Origin of the sequence: Xanthomonas sp. (assembly GCF_017163755.1) — a bacterium.
Taxonomy (GTDB): domain Bacteria; phylum Pseudomonadota; class Gammaproteobacteria; order Xanthomonadales; family Xanthomonadaceae; genus Xanthomonas_A.
Window position 1 is genome coordinate 1 of the sequence record NZ_JAFIWC010000062.1, and the last position, 1,347, is coordinate 1,347.

General features: G+C 63.5%; 1 protein-coding gene. It reads right to left on the reverse strand.

What is annotated here, in order from left to right; translation table 11 throughout:
- Window positions 1–20: 20 nt before the first annotated feature.
- The gene (locus JR065_RS21335; protein WP_206236533.1) at window positions 21–1,229 is read right to left on the reverse strand and encodes an IS4 family transposase; all 1,209 of its coding nucleotides are present in this window, start codon (window positions 1,227–1,229) and stop codon (window positions 21–23) included.
- Window positions 1,230–1,347 lie beyond the last annotated feature (118 nt).

A 1,347-nucleotide genomic window follows, 5' to 3' on the forward strand; every position in this document is an offset into this window, starting at 1 on the left:
CTGAGGCATCCCCACGTTTTTCATGAAGGGGCAACCATCTGGTCGAGGACGTGTTCCGGAAGTTCTCGCAGTCGCTGCAGCCACTTCCAGACCGGCTCCATGGGCCAACTTCGGGCCAGCGCTTCCCTCCCCACGCGCAGGGTCGAGTACAGCTTGCGTCGCCGCTTGGCCGGATACAGCCATTGATCGATCCCGGTGGCCTCGCAGCCCAGACCGGCCAGCCACTGGACGAAGCTGGCCAGGGCGTTGACCAGCAGCAGGATATCCAGCCGACGGCGCTTGCGGGTCAAGCTGTCCTCGAAGCCATGACCGTAGTGATGCGACTTCAGATCGCGGAAGGAGGATTCGATCTGCATCCTGCGCCCATACAGCGTGACCAGTTGTCGTGCACTCATGTGCACCAGACCGGGTGAGGCCATGATCAACCACGGTTCGCGCTCCCGCGCTGCACATTGCCGGCTGAGCTTGCTGCGCGCCACTGTTCCGTGCCGGGTGATGTGCTTGCGGCCCTTGGCTCGCTTGCGATAGACCGCCAAGCAGCATGCCAGCGGCCAACCGCGATTGATGTGCATCGCAGGAAGCAACCTGGGCTTCTCGCAGGCCAACGGATGCAGGGCCCGGCACGGCACCCATTGATCAGTCCGGTCCTCCACGTCGACGGGCTTGACCTGGGTTGTGCCTCGCAATCGTCCCACCCAATCCCAACCCTGTGCGGAGACTGCCCGGAACCAGGGAGTGCGGAAGCCCGCGTCGGTGATCAGGATCGGTCGGGCATGTTTGGGCATCAGGGCCGCCAGACGCTTGAGAAAACGTTTCTCTGCCGCAGGCGTGCCCTGCTGCTTGCCCGCAAACACCATGTCCAGCACAGGGAGCGTGCGTCCACCAATGGGAACGGCAGCGCGCAGCAGGCACCACGACTTGTCGGCCTTCAGATCACTCCAATCGATCACGATCACCGGCCTCAGTCCACGCAGCAGCCAGCGCGCCATGTCGGCGTAGATCCGCTCGCGCTCATCATGCAGGCGCTGGTTGCTGAGCAGCCGATCAAAGGCCTTGAGTGGCGCCTTGACGCGCTCGGCCCCGGGCCAGGCGCGCGCGACATCGGTCAGGGTCAATCGCTGCGCCGCAATCAGCGCCTCAACCGAACGCAACAGTACCGCCTCGCGCAGCGCGTGCATCGGCTCCAATGAATCACACAGGCACTTCTGCAATACTTGGCTGGCGCGCATGGTCGTCAGTCCTCTATCGGTTTAGTCACCTTGAAGACTGCGCCATGCGCGCACCTGTTTCCAGCCGGGCCGCCGTTAGCCGGTTGATCCTACTCGGGAAAACGTGGGGATACCTCAG